This window comes from Tahibacter aquaticus, assembly GCF_004363655.1.
GTDB classification, from domain to species: Bacteria; Pseudomonadota; Gammaproteobacteria; order Xanthomonadales; family Rhodanobacteraceae; genus Tahibacter; species Tahibacter aquaticus.
Map to the genome: position 1 here is coordinate 450,940 of NZ_SNZH01000001.1, position 16,172 is coordinate 467,111.

The 16,172-nt window shown below is 67.4% G+C and carries 14 protein-coding genes; 1 reads left to right on the top strand and 13 read right to left on the bottom strand.

Annotated elements, in window-relative coordinates; translation table 11 throughout:
- Positions 1-164 precede the first annotated feature (164 nt).
- Genes ftsA through mraZ form a run of 13 tightly spaced genes read right to left on the bottom strand, consistent with a single transcriptional unit; the run spans position 165 to position 14,232 of the window.
- Complete coding sequence (gene ftsA / locus DFR29_RS01790) at positions 165-1,400, bottom strand: cell division protein FtsA (protein WP_133816832.1); 1,236 nt, start codon at positions 1,398-1,400, stop codon at positions 165-167.
- Positions 1,397-2,167, bottom strand: coding sequence for a cell division protein FtsQ/DivIB (locus DFR29_RS01795; protein ID WP_133816833.1), 771 nt, complete (start codon positions 2,165-2,167; stop codon positions 1,397-1,399). Before DFR29_RS01795 ends, ftsA begins: the two co-directional genes overlap by 4 nt.
- The gene (locus DFR29_RS01800) at positions 2,164-3,096 is read right to left on the bottom strand and encodes a D-alanine--D-alanine ligase (protein WP_133816834.1); all 933 of its coding nucleotides are present in this window, start codon (positions 3,094-3,096) and stop codon (positions 2,164-2,166) included. Before DFR29_RS01800 ends, DFR29_RS01795 begins: the two co-directional genes overlap by 4 nt.
- Complete coding sequence (gene murC, locus DFR29_RS01805; protein ID WP_133816835.1) at positions 3,096-4,538, bottom strand: UDP-N-acetylmuramate--L-alanine ligase; 1,443 nt, start codon at positions 4,536-4,538, stop codon at positions 3,096-3,098. The genes DFR29_RS01800 and murC overlap by 1 nt, the downstream gene beginning before the upstream one ends.
- A complete protein-coding gene (gene murG, locus DFR29_RS01810) occupies positions 4,535-5,617 on the bottom strand; it encodes an undecaprenyldiphospho-muramoylpentapeptide beta-N-acetylglucosaminyltransferase (RefSeq protein ID WP_133816836.1) in 1,083 nt (360 codons plus the stop codon). The genes murC and murG overlap by 4 nt, the downstream gene beginning before the upstream one ends.
- A complete protein-coding gene (ftsW, locus tag DFR29_RS01815) occupies positions 5,614-6,804 on the bottom strand; it encodes a putative lipid II flippase FtsW (protein WP_133816837.1) in 1,191 nt (396 codons plus the stop codon). Before ftsW ends, murG begins: the two co-directional genes overlap by 4 nt.
- The gene (gene mraY / locus DFR29_RS01820) at positions 6,804-7,889 is read right to left on the bottom strand and encodes a phospho-N-acetylmuramoyl-pentapeptide-transferase (RefSeq protein WP_133816838.1); all 1,086 of its coding nucleotides are present in this window, start codon (positions 7,887-7,889) and stop codon (positions 6,804-6,806) included. Before mraY ends, ftsW begins: the two co-directional genes overlap by 1 nt.
- Positions 7,879-9,240: a UDP-N-acetylmuramoyl-tripeptide--D-alanyl-D-alanine ligase gene (locus DFR29_RS01825; RefSeq protein ID WP_133816839.1), complete on the bottom strand. Its 1,362-nt coding sequence runs from the start codon at positions 9,238-9,240 to the stop codon at positions 7,879-7,881. The genes mraY and DFR29_RS01825 overlap by 11 nt, the downstream gene beginning before the upstream one ends.
- Entirely contained in the window at positions 9,234-10,703 is a 1,470-nt protein-coding gene (locus DFR29_RS01830) for a UDP-N-acetylmuramoyl-L-alanyl-D-glutamate--2,6-diaminopimelate ligase (RefSeq protein ID WP_133816840.1), read from the bottom strand. Before DFR29_RS01830 ends, DFR29_RS01825 begins: the two co-directional genes overlap by 7 nt.
- Positions 10,700-12,547 carry a peptidoglycan D,D-transpeptidase FtsI family protein gene (locus DFR29_RS01835; protein ID WP_133816841.1) on the bottom strand — a complete coding sequence of 616 codons (1,848 nt, stop codon included), beginning with the start codon at positions 12,545-12,547 and terminating at the stop codon, positions 10,700-10,702. Before DFR29_RS01835 ends, DFR29_RS01830 begins: the two co-directional genes overlap by 4 nt.
- Positions 12,547-12,819 (bottom strand): cell division protein FtsL, encoded by a 273-nt coding sequence (ftsL, locus tag DFR29_RS01840; RefSeq protein WP_133816842.1) that lies wholly within the window; start codon positions 12,817-12,819, stop codon positions 12,547-12,549. Before ftsL ends, DFR29_RS01835 begins: the two co-directional genes overlap by 1 nt.
- Positions 12,816-13,757: a 16S rRNA (cytosine(1402)-N(4))-methyltransferase RsmH gene (gene rsmH / locus DFR29_RS01845; protein ID WP_133816843.1), complete on the bottom strand. Its 942-nt coding sequence runs from the start codon at positions 13,755-13,757 to the stop codon at positions 12,816-12,818. The genes ftsL and rsmH overlap by 4 nt, the downstream gene beginning before the upstream one ends.
- A gap of 28 nt (positions 13,758-13,785) precedes the next feature.
- On the bottom strand, positions 13,786-14,232 hold the full coding sequence (mraZ, locus tag DFR29_RS01850; RefSeq protein WP_133816844.1) for a division/cell wall cluster transcriptional repressor MraZ: 447 nt from the start codon (positions 14,230-14,232) through the stop codon (positions 13,786-13,788).
- Between the two features lie 533 nt (positions 14,233-14,765).
- Between mraZ and DFR29_RS01855 the strand changes: the two genes are divergently transcribed.
- The gene (locus DFR29_RS01855) at positions 14,766-16,148 is read left to right on the top strand and encodes a hypothetical protein (RefSeq protein ID WP_133816845.1); all 1,383 of its coding nucleotides are present in this window, start codon (positions 14,766-14,768) and stop codon (positions 16,146-16,148) included.
- Positions 16,149-16,172 lie beyond the last annotated feature (24 nt).

Sequence of the window (16,172 nt, forward strand, 5' to 3'; positions counted from 1 at the left end):
TGGTGTAGCGCGCGTATGCCGCATGACCCGCCGGTCGACCGGAGAACAGGCGCGTTCTCCGCTTGCAAGGCCTTCCGCCCTGCGCCGCGGCTTCCTGCCGCGGGTGTGGCCCGGCAACGCTGGGGCGCTGCCGTTTTCAAGCAAACGTGGCTTTGTCTACCTGTTCAAAAATTTCCCTTGAACCAGTGCATGACCTTGTCCCATAGCCCGCCGACACGGGCCACGCCGGCGCCGGCAGGCCGGCGCACAGCTTCGCGGCCGGCGCCGTACAGCAGCAGACCTACCCCGCTCGCATGGATCTGGTTGGACACCACGTCGGACAAGCCGCTGACGTGCTGCGGCACGCCCAGGCGCACCGGCATGTGGAACAGCTCTTCCGCCAGTTCCACCACACCTTCCATCTTGGCGCCGCCACCGGTCAGCACGATGCCGGCACGGGTCAGCTCTTCCAGTCCGGAACGGCGCAGTTCGGCCTGCACCATCTCGAAGATTTCCTCGTAGCGCGGCTGCACCGCCTCGGCCAGGGTCTGGCGCGCCAGGCGCCGCGGCGGACGGTCGCCGACGCTGGGCACCTGGATGGTTTCCTCGGCGGTGGCCAGCTGGGCCAGGGCGCAGGCGTAGCGGATCTTGATCTCTTCCGCATTCGCCGTCGGCGTGCGCACGAACTGGGCGATGTCGTTGGTGACCTGGTCGCCGCCGATCGGCAAGGCCGAAGTGTGGCGGATCGCGCCTTGTGTATAGATGGAAATGTCGGTGGTGCCGGCGCCGATATCGACCAGGCAGACGCCGAGTTCGCGCTCGTCCTGGGTCAGCACGGCGCGCGCCGAGGCCACGGCCGAGGGCACCAGTTCGTCCACGCTGAGGCCGCAGCGCTGGATGCACTTCATGATGTTCTGCGCCGCGCTGGCGGCACCGGTGACCAGGTGCACGTTCGCTTCCAGGCGCACGCCGGACATGCCGACCGGATGGCGTATGCCTTCCTGGCCGTCGATGAGGTATTCCTGCGGCTCCTTGTACAGCACCCAGCGGTCGCCCGGGATGGCCAGCGCGCTGGCCGCGTTGAGTACGGAATCGAGGTCGGCCTGGGTCACTTCCTTGTCGCGGATCGGCGCGGTGCCGTGCGAATTCTCGGCCTTGATATGGCTGCCCGAGATCGACGCATAGACCGAACGGATCTCGCAGCCAGCCATCAGCTCGGCTTCTTCCACCGCGCGCTGGATCGACTGCACGGTGGATTCGATGTCGACCACCACGCCGCGCTTGAGTCCGCGCGACGCGTGCGAGCCCACGCCGATGATCTCGACCGGCTCGCCGGGCTGGAATTCGCCGACGATGGCGACGGTCTTGGACGTGCCGATGTCCAGGCCAACGATCAGTGATTTTTCCGTCTTGCGGTTCATGCGTCTTCCACCGTCGCAGGGTCGGGGATGGCAGGTGCCGGCGGCGGCGGCGGTACGGTTGCGGCCTGGCCCGGCCATTTCATGGCGAAGCCGTTGCTGTAGCGCAGGTCGACATATTCGAACGCGCCCTGGCCGCTGCCGGCGACGCGGGGATACATTTGCAGAAAGCGGCGCAGGCGTTCGTGCGCGTGTTCGTTGCCGACGACGATGTCGGCGCCGCTGTCCAGGTGTACGGTCCAGCTGCCGCGCGCCGACAGGCTGACGCCGGCGATGCGCAGGCCGCTGCGGCCGGCTTCGGCCAGCACTTCGTTGTGGAACTGGATCACCTCGGCGATGCGCTCGTCCGGCCCATCCAGGCGCGGCAGGCTCTGGATGTCCGACGCGCCCGGCACCTGGAACAGCTGGCCGTCGCGATTGAGCAGGCGCTCGCTGCCCCAGTGGGCATACGGCCGCTGTTCGTAGACGCGCAGCACCAGGGTGTCCGGCCAGCGCTTGCGCGCTTCCACTTTCTCCACCCAGGGCAGCTGCGCCACGCTTTTCTGTACGGCCGCCAGGTCGACGGCGAAGAAGCCCACGCCCATGCCTTGTGCCGCGGCGGCGCGGATCTGCTCGGCGCTGACGTTGGCGAATTCGGCCTGCAGCTCCAGCTGGCGCACCGGCCAGCGGTCAGCCGCATACCAGCCGTTGAGCAGGCCAACCACCGGCAGCGCGACCAGGGTCAGCGCAATGCCCCAGGCGATCAGGCGCTGGATGGCGCTTGCGCTCATGCGCCGGCCTCGCCCAGGCTGGTTTCCAGAATGCGCCAGCACAGCTGCGGAAACTCGATGCCGACGGCGCGCGCGGCCTTGGGCACCAGCGAGTGGCTGGTCATGCCCGGCGTGGTGTTCACTTCCAGCAGCCAGTTGCGGCCGGCCTTGTCGCGCATCACGTCGACGCGGCCCCAGCCCGAGGCACCGGCCGCATCGAAGGCCTGGCGCGCGAGCTGGCGCATGTCGTGTTCCGCCGCGCCCTGCAGACCGGGGCAGATGTACTGGGTGTCTTCGGCCACGTATTTGGCGTGGTAATCGTAGAACTCGCCCCGCGGCACGATATGGATGCTGGGCAGGGCCTCGCCGTCGAGAATGCCGACGGTGAACTCGTCCCCTTCTATCAATTGTTCCAGCACTAGCTCGCCGTCATAGCGCATGGCCAGCTCGATTGCCGCGGGCAGGTCGGCGGCGCCGTAGACGCGGGTGATGCCGACGCTGGAGCCTTCGTGCGACGGCTTGACGATGACCGGATAGCCCAGCTGGGCAATCGCCGCGGCGATGTCTTCGCCTTTGCGATAGGCCTGGAAACGCGGCGTCGGCAGACCCTTGGCGATCCACACCTGCTTGGTGCGCACCTTGTCCATGGTCAGGGCCGAACCCAGTACGCCGGAACCGGTGAACGGCACGCCCAGCGCCTGCAGCGCGCCCTGCAGCATGCCGTCTTCGCCGCCGCGGCCGTGCAGGATATTGAACACGCGGGCGAAATGGCCGGCGCGCAAGGCATCGAGCAGGGCCGGAATACCGTCGACCGGGTGCGCATCCACGCCGAGCGAGCGCAGCGCTTCCAGCACATTGCGGCCGGAATCCAGCGAAACCTCGCGCTCGGCCGAGTTGCCGCCGAGGGCAACGGCTACACGTCCGAACAATGTGGGGTCGCTGATCCGCATCACGTCACCTTGGTTTTCAGTTCGCCCAATGCCGCCAGTTCGCTGGCCGCCGCGCCGATGTCGCCGGCGCCCATGAGCAGGAGGAGGTCGCCGTCGCGCAGCAGCGCGGGCAGCACCGATTTGAGTTCGCGCGGATGCTCGGCCAGCACCGGATCGACCTTGCCCCGCGCGCGCAGCGCGCGCGCCAGGGCGCGCGCGTCGGCATTCGCGATCGGCGCCTCGCCGGCCGGGTAGACCTCGGTCAGTACCAGCACGTCGACTTCGCTGAGCACCTTGGCAAAGTCGTCGAGCAGATCGCGGGTGCGCGAATAGCGATGCGGCTGGAACGCCACCACCAGGCGCCGTTCCGGCCAGCCGCCGCGGGCGGCGGCAAAAACCGCGGCCAGTTCGCTGGGGTGATGGCCGTAGTCGTCGACCAGGCTGACACTGCCTTCGTCCAGCCTGAGTTCGCCGCGCGCCTGGAAGCGCCGGCCAACCCCCTGGAACTGGGCCAGGGCACGCTGGATCGCATCGGCTTCCACGCCCAGCTGCCAGGCCACGGCCGAGGCAGCGAGCGCATTCAATACATTGTGGCGTCCGGGAAGATTCAGCGTTATCGCAATTGTCTCGTCCTGGCCCGGAAAGCTCAGGTCGAACAGCATCTGCCCGCCCTGCTGGCGCACGTTCAGCGCACGCACGTCGGCCTCGGTGTTGTCGATGCCGTAGGTCAGGCTGCTGCGCGCCGTGGCCGCGGCCAGCTCGGCCACTTCGGCGTCGTCGATGCACAGCACCGCCAGACCGTAGAACGGCAGCCGGTGCAGGAAATCGGCGAAGGCCTTCTTCACCTTGCCGAAGTCGCCTTCGTAGTTTTCCAGATGGTCGGCATCGATATTCGTGACGATGGCGATCATCGGCGACAGCATCAGGAACGAACCGTCGGATTCGTCCGCCTCCGCCACCAGGTATTCGCCGGTGCCCAGGCGAGCATTGGCACCGGCGGCGGTGAGCTGGCCGCCGATGACGAAGGTCGGATCCAGCCCGGCCTCGGCCAGCACGCTGGCGGCGAGGCTGGTCGTCGTGGTCTTGCCGTGCGTGCCGGCCACGGCGATGCCGCGGCGGAAGCGCATCAGTTCGCCGAGCATTTCCGCCCGTGGCACGACCGGAATGCGGCGCTCACGTGCGGCCAGCAGTTCCGGATTGTCGGGCTTGATCGCGCTGGACACGACAATCGCATCGGCCGTGTCCACATGTTCCGCGGCGTGGCCGCGATCAATGCGGATGCCCAGTTCGGCCAGCCGGCGCGTGGTGGCGGAATCGGCCTTGTCCGAGCCGGAAATGTCGTAGCCGAGGTTGTGCAGCACTTCGGCAATGCCGCTCATGCCGACGCCGCCGATACCGACGAAGTGGACACGGCGCAGCGCCTGGGTGATGTCGTCCTGCGGCGCGAGGCGGCGCGGCGTCACGCGGCCACCTGCAGGCAATGATCGGCAATCTGCTGGGCCGCATCGGGCTTGGCCAGGCTGCGTGCAGCCTCGGCCATGGCGAGCAGGCGCGGTCGGTCGTTGAGCAAGCGGTGCAATTCCTCGTGCAGGCGCGTCGGCGTGGCCTCGGTCTCGGCCAGGCGCAGCGCGGCGCCAGCGGCGACGAAGGCGTCGGCGTTACGGGTCTGGTGGTCGTCGACGGCGTGCGGATACGGCACCAGCACGGCGGCGCAGCCGGCCGCGGCAATCTCGGCCAGGGTCAGCGCACCGGCGCGGCAGACGATGAGATCGGCCCAGGCATACGCCGCGGCCATGTCGTCGATGAAGGGTTCCACGCTGGCCTCGACGCCGGCCGCAGCGTAGGCCGCGCGCGCCGCATCGGCATGGCGCGGACCGCACTGGTGACGCAGCTGCGGGCGTTCGTGCACGGCAAGGCCGGCGATGGCCTCGGGCAGGCGGGTATTGAGCGCCTGTGCGCCAAGGCTGCCGCCGAGCACCAGCAGGTGCGGCGCAGCACTGCGTCCGGCCAGGCGCTGTGCCGGCGCGGCGATGGCAGCGATGGCAGCGCGCACCGGGTTGCCTACCCAGATGGATTTCTGCGCTTGTGGAAAAGCGTCGGCAAAGCCGGCCAGTACGCGCCGCGCCAGCCGGGCCAGCACGCGATTGGTGGCGCCGGGAATGCGGTTTTGCTCGTGCACCAGCAGCGGCGTGCCGCTGAGCCAGGCCGCCAGGCCGCCCGGTCCGGCGGCAAAGCCGCCCAGCGACAGCACGCTGCGCGGCCGCGTGCGGCGCAGCGCACGGCGCGCGGCCAGCACGGCGCGGGCCAGGCGCAGCGGTGCCTTGAGCTTGGTCGCCAGGCCCTTGCCGCGCACGCCGCCGATGTCCAGCGTCTCGATCGCGATGCCGGCCTTGGGCACGAGCTGGGTTTCCAGGCCGCCCGCCGCGCCCATCCACAGCACCGGAATGCCGCGCAGGCGCAGCTCTTCCGCCACAGCCAGGCCGGGGAAAATATGTCCGCCGGTACCGCCGGCCATGATCAGCACGGGTGCGCCGGCGCTCATTCCCACACCCCGGCGTGGACGCGCGCGTTGGTCGATTCGGCGCTTTGCGCTTCCTCGCGCGTCAGCTCGTAGCTCACCCGCAGCAGCACGCCGATCATGGCGCAGGTCATCATCACCGACGAACCGCCGGAGCTGATCAGCGGCAGGGTCAGGCCCTTGGTCGGCAGGACACCGAGATTCACGCCGATCGACACAATGGCCTGCAGCGCAATGCACAGGGAAATGCCGAAGGCGACATAGCCCTGGAAATACAGGCCGCGCTGCACGGCGCGCGCGCCGAGCAGCAGGCCGCGGCCGCACAGCCAGGCGAACAGGCCCAGCACCAGCACGATGCCGAACAGGCCCAGTTCTTCCGCCAGCACGGCGAGAATGAAATCGGTATGCGCCTCGGGCAGGTAGAACAGCTTCTGCACCGAGCCGCCCAGGCCGACGCCGAACCACTCGCCGCGGCCGACCGCAATCAGCGCCTGCGCCAGCTGGTAGCCGTCGCCGAACGGATCGAGGAAAGGATCGCGGAACGAAGTCAGGCGCTTGATGCGGTATTCGGCATACATCGCCGCCCAGGCCATCACCGGCATCATCGGCAGGCCGAGGAATACCAGGTTGCGCATGCGCGCGCCACCGAGCCAGATCAGGCCGACCGTGGTCGCCCCGACCAGCGCGGCGGAACCGAAATCCGGCTGTACCAGCAGCAGCACCACGCCGACGCCGGCCACGGCAATCGGCTTGATCACGCCGAAGAAGTTGCGCTGCACGCTTTCCCGGTGCCGCACCAGATAGCTGGAGAGGTAGGCGATCAGCAGCAATTTGAACGCCTCCACCGGCTGGAAGCCGGAGATGCCCAGATGTATCCAGCGCAGCGCGCCGTTGATGCGCATGCCCAGGCCGGGCACGAACACCGCCAGCAGCAGGGCGAAGCCGGCCAGCAGCACCACGCCGCTGTGGCGTTCGATCTTTTCCAGCTCCAGCCGCATCGCCGTGATCGCCAGGCCGGTGCCCAGGGCAAGGAAGACCAGATGGCGCACGACGAAGTAGAACGAGCCCTTGTGCTGGCTGTCCGCCACCGGAATCGAACTGGAGGCGACCATGACCACGCCCAGGCCGATGAGGCCCAGCGCAGCCAGCAGCAGGCCGCGGTCGTAACGACCCGGCAGTTCGCTGCGGCGGGTGGCCTGGCTTTCGCTCATCAGCGCACCTTCAAGGTGGCGAGGCCGATCAGCACCAGCACTACGCTGATGATCCAGAAACGCACGATCACCCGCGGCTCGGGCCAGCCCTTGAGTTCGAAGTGATGGTGAATGGGCGCCATGCGGAACAGGCGCTTGCCGGTCAGCTTGAAGCTGGCCACCTGCAGCATCACCGAGGCGGTTTCCATGACGAATACGCCGCCCATGATCAGCAGCGCCACTTCCTGGCGCACGATCACCGCGATCAGGCCCAGCGCCGCACCGATGGCCAGTGCGCCGATGTCACCCATGAACACCTGCGCCGGATAGGTGTTGAACCAGAGAAAGCCCAGGCCTGCACCGGCCAGCGCGCCACAGTAGATGGTCAGCTCGCCCGCGCCGGGCACCGCCGGAATTTGTAGATAATTGGAAAATACTGCATTACCGGCGAGATAGGCAAACACGCCCAGGGCGCAGGCCACCAGCACGCTGGGCATGATGGCCAGGCCGTCAAGGCCGTCGGTAAGGTTCACCGCATTGGAGAACCCGACGATCATCAGATAACCCAGCAGCACGAAGAAGAACGCCCCCAGCGGCAAGGCCACCTGCTTGAAGAACGGCAGGTACAGCGCCGTGGAAGCAGGCACGTCGGCGGTATAGAACAGGAACAGCGCCGCGCCGAGGCCGCCGATCGACTGCCAGAAATACTTCCAGCGCGCGGCCAGGCCGCGGCTGTCCTTGAGCACCAGCTTCTTGTAGTCGTCGTAGAAGCCGATCGCGCCGAATACCACCGTCACGGCCAGCACCAGCCAGACATAGCGGTTGTGCAGGTCGGCCCAGAGCAGGGTGGATGCGGCGATGGAAGCGAGAATCAACGCGCCGCCCATGGTCGGCGTGCCGGCCTTGGACAGGTGCGACTGCGGACCGTCCTGGCGGATCACCTGGCCGGCCTTGAGCGCGGCCAGACGCCGGATCATGCCCGGGCCGACCAGCAGCGATACCGCCAGTGCGGTCAGCGTTCCCATGATGGCGCGGAACGTGAGGTACTGGAAAACGTGGAAGGCACTGATGTACGGCGTCAGCCATTCGGCCAGTTCAAGCAGCATGCGAGTCCCCCTCGGTGGCCAGCAACGCGGCCACCACTTTGTCCATGGCGGAGGAACGCGAGCCCTTGACCAGGCAGCAGACGCCGGCGTGCATGTCGCGACGCAGGCGGGCAATCAGTTCGGATTGCGTAGTGAAGTGATACGCCTGCGCGCCGAACGCGCCGGCCGCGGCCTGGGCCAGTGGCCCGGTCGCATACAGCCGCGCGACGCCGAGGTCGCGCGCATGCGTGCCGATGCGTGCATGCAGGGCCAGCGCATCGGCGCCGAGTTCCTTCATGTCGCCCAGCACCAGCCAGGGCTCGCCCGGCTGCAGTACCAGCGTGTCGATGGCTGCAATGGCGGAGCCCGGGTTGGCGTTGTAGCTGTCGTCGATCAGGGTCCAGCCCTGGCCGCTGTCGCGCCGGTCCAGCCGGCCGGCGACCGCCGGTGTCTGCTCCAGTCCGGCGCGGATGTGCGCCAGCGGCACGTCCAGCGCATGGGCGATGGCGGCGGCGGCGAGTGCATTGGAGACATTGTGGCGTCCGGCCAGGGCCAGCTCGACCGGCGTGCTGCCCTGTGGCGTGTGCAGCACGAAGCGCGAGCGCGTACCCAGCTCCAGCGCAGCGGCCCAGACGTCGCACTCGGGAGAAAAACCGAAGCGCAGCACGCGCCGGGTACCGGCCATTGCACCGAACAGCGCAGCGAATCCGTCCTCGGCATTGATCACGGCGACACCGTCGGCGGGCAATGCCTGCAGCAGCGCGCCCTTGGTCTCGGCCACGCCGTCCAGCGAATGCAGGCGCTCCAGATGGGCCGGCGCGATATTGTTGACCAGGCCAACCTGGGGCCGCGCAATCGCTGCGAGGTAGGCAATGTCGCCAGGCTTGCCGGCGCCCATTTCCAGCACCGCGAATTCGGTATCGGCCGGCATCGCGAGCAGGGTCAGCGGCAGGCCGATCTCGTTGTTGTAGTTGCCCGCATTGAAATGCGTGCGGCCCTGCAGGGCGAGAATCGACGCGGCCAGCGTCTTTACCGTGGTCTTGCCGTTGGAACCGGTGATGCCGACGACACGGGCGGCCAGGCGCGCCCGCACCGCCGCAGCCAGGTCGCCCAGGGCACGCTCGGTATCGGCGACGACGATCTGCGCCAGTGCGCTGTCGACCTTGCGCGCGACCAGCGCCGCCACCGCACCGGCGCTGCGCGCCAGTTCGAGGAAATCGTGCGCGTCGACACGCTCGCCCTTGAGGGCGACAAACAGGTCGCCGCGCTGCACCTTGCGCGTGTCGGTGGCGACGCTGCCGACGACTGTATCGGTGCCGAGCAGGCGGCCCTGGCACCACACGGCGATTTCGCTCAGGCGCAGGTTCAGCATGGCTGGGCCTGCAGCAGCTGCGCGGCGATCACCGCATCGTCGAAATCGAACTTGCGGCCGCCGATTTCCTGGTAGGGCTCGTGTCCCTTGCCGGCCACCAGTACGATGTCGCCGGTTCTGGCCTGCTGCAGCGCGAAAGCGATGGCCTTGGCGCGGTCGCGCTGAATGTGAACAAATTTCTTTTGTGCAAAACCCGCAACGATATCCGCGACGATGGCGTCGCCGTCTTCGTCGCGCGGGTTGTCGTCGGTCACGATCACGCTGTCGGCCAGGCGTTCGGCGATTGCGCCCATCAGCGGGCGCTTGCCCGCGTCGCGCTCGCCGCCGCAGCCGAACACGCAGATCAGCCGGCCGTCGCAGTGCGCGCGCAAGGTCGCCAGCGCCTGTTCCAGTGCGTCAGGCGTGTGCGCGTAGTCGATCACCACCAGCGGCTGCGTGGCGCCGCCGAGGCGGTTCATGCGTCCGGCCACCGGTGTCAGCTGCGCGGCCGCGGCAACCACGTCGTCGAAGGCAAAACCCAGCGCACCCAGGGTAGCAATGACGCCGAGCAGATTGGCCACATTGAAGCGGCCCAGCAGCGCCGACTGCAGGCGTGCCTGGCCCCAGGGCGTGTGCAGATCGAAAGCGATGCCGCGCGTATCCAATACCACATTGCCTGCCCGCACCTCGGCCTCGGCGCTGTCCACACCGGTGCGCAGCAGGTTGACGCGCGCAGCCATGCCGGCGGCAAGCTCGCGCCCGAACGCGTCGTCGATATTGATGACTGCAGTGCCCAGCGCGTCCCACTCGAACAGGCGCGCCTTGGCGGCACCGTAAGCCTGCATGCTGCCGTGATAGTCCAGATGATCGCGGGTCAGGTTGGTAAACACGGCGACGGCGAAACGCACGGCGTTGACGCGACCCTGTTCCAGCGCATGCGAAGACACTTCCATCGCCACGTGGTCGGCGCCGGCATCGCGGAAACCGGCCAGCAGGGCCTGTACATGGATCGCGTCCGGCGTGGTGCGTTCGCCCGCCTCCACTTCACCGTACAGGCCCGCCCCCAGCGTGCCGATGCTGGCGGCGCGGTGGCCGAGCAGGCTCAGCGCCTGGGCCAGCAGCTGCACGGTCGAGGTCTTGCCGTTGGTGCCGGTAACGCCGATCACCTTGAGCTGCTGCGACGGCTCGCCATGGAAGCGCGCCGCCAGTGCCCCGGCCTGCTGGCGCAGCTGCGGCAGCCAGACCACCGGTTCCAATGCACCGAAAGCGGGCGGCGCGGGAGCCTCGGCCAATACGACCGCGGCGCCCCGCGCCAACGCCGCCGGGGCAAACGTAATGCCGTGGGCACTGCCGCCCTGCAGGGCGACAAAGGCGTCGCCCGGCTGCACGGCACGGGAATCCAGCGTCAGCCCGTGCACGCGCAGCGTGCCGTGACGGCCAGCCTCGGCGCCGATCAATTCCTGCAGCGTCATGGCGGCGTTCATTGCGTGGGCTCGCCTTCTTCGTAGCTGGTCGAACCCGGCGCGTATTCCGGCGCGGCATCGCCCGCCTCGATCGGCGCCCAGTTGCCGCTGCCGTCCGAATACCACTTCTCCACATTGTCAGGTGGCACGTCGAGCAGACGCAGAGCGCCGTCCATCACGCGACTGAAGGCTGGCGCGGCAACCATGCCGCCGGTATAGGCGCCCTGGGGATCGTGGATCACCACCACCGCAACCAGGCGCGGATTGCTTGCCGGCGCCAGGCCGGCAAACATCGAGATATAGCGGCTTTCGTAGCCGCCAGCGATGGCGCGGCGCGAGGTGCCGGTCTTGCCGGCGACGCGGTAGTTGCGCACGGCCGCGCGCAGGCCGGTGCCGCGCGGCGTGATGACGGTTTCCAGCATGCCGATGATGGTCTTGGCCAGGGCCGGATCAAGCACGGCCCGGTCCGGGTTCTGCGCGCCCTTGACGAAGGTCGGCGCGCGCAGCCGGCCGCCGTCGGCCAGCACGGCATAGGCCTGCGCCATCTGCATCGGCGTCGCGTTCAGGCCGTAGCCGTAGGACAAGGTGGCTTTTTCCACTTGCCCCCAGCCCTTGGCCGGCGGCAGCACGCCAGCCGCTTCGCCGGGAAAGCCGCTGCCGGTGCTTTCGCCGAAACCGACGCGCTTGAACATGTCGTACAGATGCTCGCTCGACAGCGACAGCCCGATCTTGGCCGCGCCGACGTTGCTGGAACGGGTCAGCACGCCGGTCACGTCGATCAGGCCCTTGTTGCTGGTATCGCGGATGATGTGATTGGCCAGCGGCATGGTGCCCGGCGCGGTATCGATCGGCGTGTCCGGCTTCCACTTGCCGCTTTCCAGCCCGGCGGCGATGGTGAAGGCCTTCATGGTCGACCCCGGCTCGACCACGTCGGTCAGGGCACGGTTGCGCCGGATCGAGGTATCGCCGTTGTTGACCGCGTTCGGGTTGAACGAGGGCTGGTTCACCGTGGCGAGGATTTCACCGTTGCGCGCGTCCAGTACCACGATGGAACCCGATGAGGCGCCGTGTTCGAGCAGGGTGCGCTTGAGCTGGCGATAGGCCAGCGACTGGATGCGCCGGTCTATGGACAAGGTGAGATCGCGGCCGGGCTGCGGCTCGCGCAGCAGTTCCACGTCTTCGATCACATGGCCAAGGCGGTCGCGCATCACGCGCTTGGCACCGGGCTTGCCGGCCAGCCATTCGTCGAAGGCCAGTTCCAGGCCTTCCTGGCCGCGGTCGTCGATATTGTTGAAGCCCAGCACGTGCGCCAGCACTTCGCCGCTGGGGTAGTAGCGGCGGAATTCGCGCTGCGAGCTGACGCCGGGAATCTTGCGCTCCAGGATCAGCTTGGCGTCGTCGGGATTCAGATGACGCTTGAGATAGAGGAATTCCTTGTCGGCGCGCTGGTCGAGCTTGGCCTTGAGCGTGGCTTCGTCCACGCCCAGGGCCTGGGCCAGCTCGGCAATGCGGCCGGCATGCTGCAGCAGTTCCTGCGGGTTGGCCCAGATCGACACCACCGGCGTGGACACCGCCAGCGGTTCGCCGTTGCGGTCCAGGATGGTGCCGCGGGAGACGGGGATCGGCACTTCGCGCAGATAGCGTGCGTCGCCCTGCTCCTGATAGAAGTCCTTGCGCAGCACCTGCAGATCGACCGCGCGCACGACCAGGCCGGTACCGGCCAGGCTCAGCAGCAGCAGTACCGTCGACAGGCGCGCCTTCAGATTGACCGGACGCGCCCGCGTCGCCACGCGCAGCGCCGCCGCCGTGCTGGCATGGCGCACCGCGCCTTCGCCGAATTCGCGCGGGCGGTTGAAGGGGTTCATCAGCGGCGGATCACCACGATGTCGGCCGGGTCGGCCGAATCCATGCCGAGCTGGCCGCGGGCGACCTGCTCGATGCGGTTGGGCTCGGCCCAGGTCGACTGTTCCAGCTGCAGGCGGCCGTACTCGAAATTCATTTCGTCACGCTCCTTGTTCAGCCGGGTCAGCTCGACAAACAGCACGCGGCCTTCGTGGCGCTGGTAGACCACGCCGATCGCGCTGGCGATATCAGCCAGCAGCAGCAGGGCAAACAGCACGAAACCGAAGCGCTTCATGCGCCCACCTCGTCGGGCAGGCGCTCGGCCACGCGCAGCACTGCGCTGCGCGAGCGCGGATTGCGTTCGATTTCCTCGACGCTGGGCAGATGCGCGCCGCCGATTGCCTGCAGCGTCAGCGGCGCGTGGGGCGGCGGCGGCAAGCCGCGGCGGCCCGGCGGCGGCTGCGAATGCGCGCGGATGAACTGTTTGACGATACGGTCTTCCAGCGAATGGAAGCTGATCACGGCCAGGCGGCCGCCGCTGCGCAGGCGCCGGCGCGCGCCTTCCAGCCCGCGCTCGAGCGCATCCAGCTCGCCATTCACGGCAATGCGCAGCGCCTGGAAGGTGCGCGTGGCCGGATGCCGGCCCGGCTCGCGCTTGGGAATGGCGCGCGCGCACAGCTCGGCCAGCTCGATCGTGGTGGTAATGGCGTTGTCGGGACGCCGCTCGGCGATCCAGCGCGCGATGCGCCGGCTCATGCGCTCGTCGCCGTATTCGTACAGCACGCGGGCAATCTCTTCCTCGGACGCACGCGCAAGGAACTGTGCCGCGCTCTCGCCCTGGCTGGTGTCCATGCGCATGTCCAGCGGAGCGTCGGCCTGGAAGCTGAATCCGCGCTGCGGATCGTCCAGCTGCGGCGACGACACACCGATGTCGAGCAAAACACCATCCACGCCGTCCTCCGTAGCGTCCCACTCGGCCAGGTCGGCAAAACTGCCGTGCCTGACCTGTACCCGCGCGTCCTGTCCGAATTCGGCGCGTGCCGTGGCAATCGCCTGGGGATCGCGGTCCAGCAGCAGCAGGCGCCCCCCGGCACCCAACCGCTGCAGCACTTCGCGCGCGTGACCACCGCGGCCGAAAGTGCCATCGACATAAACGCCGCCCGGTTTCACGGCGAGAGCGTCTACCGCTTCTGCCAACATGACCGGGACGTGCTTGAGCGCGTCTTGCTTCACCCTGCTCACCCCGATCCGTTCGTTCTGCTTAAAGCTTCAGATTCATCATTGCGTCGCTGATCTCGTCCTCGCCTATGGTCTGGCGGATCTTGGCCAGGTGCGCCTGTTCGCTCCACAACTCGAACTTCGTACCCATGCCGAGCAACACCGCTTTCTTTTCGATCCCTGCCGCCGCACGCTGACTTGCCGGGACCAGGATTCGCCCGGCACTGTCGGGCTCTACATGGGCCGCCGCACCGACCAGCTTCATCTGCAATGCCCGGTGCACGGCCTTGACGCTGGGCAGGTCGTTGACCTGGTCGCGTACCGTCTCCCACTCGTTCAGGGGAAACAGCCAGAGACAGCCGGTTTCGAAGGGGTTGTAGGTGAACACCAGGCGTCCGGCAGAGGCGCCCGCAATCAGCTCGCGATAAGCCGTCGGCACTGCCAGCCGGCCTTTGTCGTCGATGGTGATGGCGGTTTCGCCCTGGAACATGTGTAGCGCCCTTCCCACAAATTCCCACGATTTCACACGGGCGCCCACACTAGTCTCAGCCCCTGAGACTGTCAAGGAGAATTTCCGTTACAGATCAATGGGGTTGTGGCATTTTCCGGTCAAATTGAGGCGAATTCTAAGAATCGACACCAGGCCATTGAATTGAAAGGAAATTCAGCGCTTCACAGTTACGTTACAAAGCTGAACCGCCATTGCTGTGATCGGCAGCACGGAAAACGCCCATCCGGCCATTCGCGACGCACCAAAAACGCCCCATCCGGTGCCAGCAGGGCACCCTGGTCCCATCCACCCGACAGCCGGCCGGGGCATCGACGGTAACCGGCCGGGCCGCACCGCGATTCACCCGACCCGACCGCTGCCGCAATCGTTTCCAGGCGGCCGCGCGATAGCTACGGACGCGTCTTTGCGCTTGCACCGTTACAGGCCGCGGTACTTTGAGTCAAAGTACCCAAATCACAGTTGGCACTGTGATACCGCACGCGATCCAGCCATCACCCGACAGGAGTGTAGCCATGACCGTTCGCTTGACGCAGTGGCTGTCCGCAGCCGCATTGCTTTGCCTGGGCCAGTCCGCCTACGCACAGACGCCGTGCAATGCCAGCGCCAGCTGGTTCACCAGCCCGAGCTTTCCCAGCGAAGTCGCCGGCGGCGGCAATACCGACTGCGTCTTCCACCAGTTCGCCTGGCAGGCGTTTATCGACGTGGTGCAGCCGGCCGCCGGCGGCGGTCGCGTATTCGAGAACTGGATGCCGGAATACGGCGTCTTCGTGCCGTCCGGCACCGCGATAACCCCGTGGGGCCAGCAGCCCAGCGCGCCTTGCTCGTCCAATGCGAAGGCACTGGCGGTGAATGCGAAGAAGCTTTTCCTGCGTCCGCGCGTGCCGAAAGGCCTGGGCGTGGTCGACGGCGGTTCCGACGACCAGGCCACCGGCGATCCGCTGTACGACCAGCAGAAGAACGTCGTCTACTACAGCATGTGGATCAACCAGACCGAATACAATTTCATCGCCAATTGCGATTTCAACAATACCACCTGTATAACATCGGCCCCGGCGACGACAGCACTGCCAGCCGGATCGACCGAGCTGAAGGCCTCCTGGCGCACCTTCGCCAGCAACCCGCCCAAGGACATGTATACGATCCAGGGCGTGGTCGGGGAGACCTGCCAGCCGATCACCATGGGCCTGGTCGGCTTCCATCTCGTGACCAACACGCCGGACCATCCCGAATTCATCTGGGCCACGTTCGAACACAACTCGAATGCGCCAGACTGCACCAACCCGCAGCCGACGCCGGCCGGCGGCTGGTCATTCAACAATCCGCAATGCAGCGCGGCGAACTGCCCGCCCAACCAGAAGAACGTCAATCCGACCCAGGTCTGCCGTGTCGCGCCCCAGGGCGGCGGCAGCACGAACAACACCAGCGCGATGATTGCCCTGAACGCCTCGGTGCAGTCGACCCTGCAGGGCCTGCTCAAGGCCCAGCCGGACAAGTACGCCAACATGGCGATCTGGCTCAACTACCAGATGACCGGCAACCTGTGGACGGTCAACGGTGCGCTGCCGCCGACGTCGAAGAACTTCGCCGGCTCGATCGAGAACTCCAATACCACGCTGGAAACCTTCGCCCAGGGCCCCGGCAACAACTGCTTCCACTGCCACACCCAGGCGCAGTACGTGAACACCGGCGTGAAGCCACCGGTGCCGATGGGCTTCCGCACCGGCGCGCCGGCGAACTTCAGCCACTTGTGGGGCTTTGCCCAGCAGACCGGCGGCTGCGGCAACGGCAAGGGACCGCTGCCGGCTGCCTGCCCGATCAAGAACGGCAACACCGCGCAGACGCTGACCGATCAGGTCAAGGACGCGAGCACGAAGGCCGGGCCGAAAACCAAGTAAGTCACGCAAGCCGCGCAGCCCGCA

Excerpts from the sequence above, each read along its gene's own strand:
- ftsA (WP_133816832.1), bottom strand. The coding sequence starts at position 1,400 with ATGAACCGCAAGACGGAAAAATCACTGATCGTTGGCCTGGACATCGGC.
- murG (WP_133816836.1), bottom strand. The coding sequence starts at position 5,617 with ATGAGCGCCGGCGCACCCGTGCTGATCATGGCCGGCGGTACCGGCGGA.
- DFR29_RS01835 (WP_133816841.1), bottom strand. The coding sequence starts at position 12,547 with ATGAACCCCTTCAACCGCCCGCGCGAATTCGGCGAAGGCGCGGTGCGC.
- mraZ (WP_133816844.1), bottom strand. The coding sequence starts at position 14,232 with ATGTTCCAGGGCGAAACCGCCATCACCATCGACGACAAAGGCCGGCTG.
- mraY (WP_133816838.1), bottom strand. The coding sequence starts at position 7,889 with ATGCTGCTTGAACTGGCCGAATGGCTGACGCCGTACATCAGTGCCTTC.
- ftsW (WP_133816837.1), bottom strand. The coding sequence starts at position 6,804 with ATGAGCGAAAGCCAGGCCACCCGCCGCAGCGAACTGCCGGGTCGTTAC.
- DFR29_RS01795 (WP_133816833.1), bottom strand. The coding sequence starts at position 2,167 with ATGAGCGCAAGCGCCATCCAGCGCCTGATCGCCTGGGGCATTGCGCTG.
- DFR29_RS01855 (WP_133816845.1), top strand. The coding sequence starts at position 14,766 with ATGACCGTTCGCTTGACGCAGTGGCTGTCCGCAGCCGCATTGCTTTGC.
- DFR29_RS01825 (WP_133816839.1), bottom strand. The coding sequence starts at position 9,240 with ATGCTGAACCTGCGCCTGAGCGAAATCGCCGTGTGGTGCCAGGGCCGC.
- ftsL (WP_133816842.1), bottom strand. The coding sequence starts at position 12,819 with ATGAAGCGCTTCGGTTTCGTGCTGTTTGCCCTGCTGCTGCTGGCTGAT.
- DFR29_RS01800 (WP_133816834.1), bottom strand. The coding sequence starts at position 3,096 with ATGCGGATCAGCGACCCCACATTGTTCGGACGTGTAGCCGTTGCCCTC.
- DFR29_RS01830 (WP_133816840.1), bottom strand. The coding sequence starts at position 10,703 with ATGAACGCCGCCATGACGCTGCAGGAATTGATCGGCGCCGAGGCTGGC.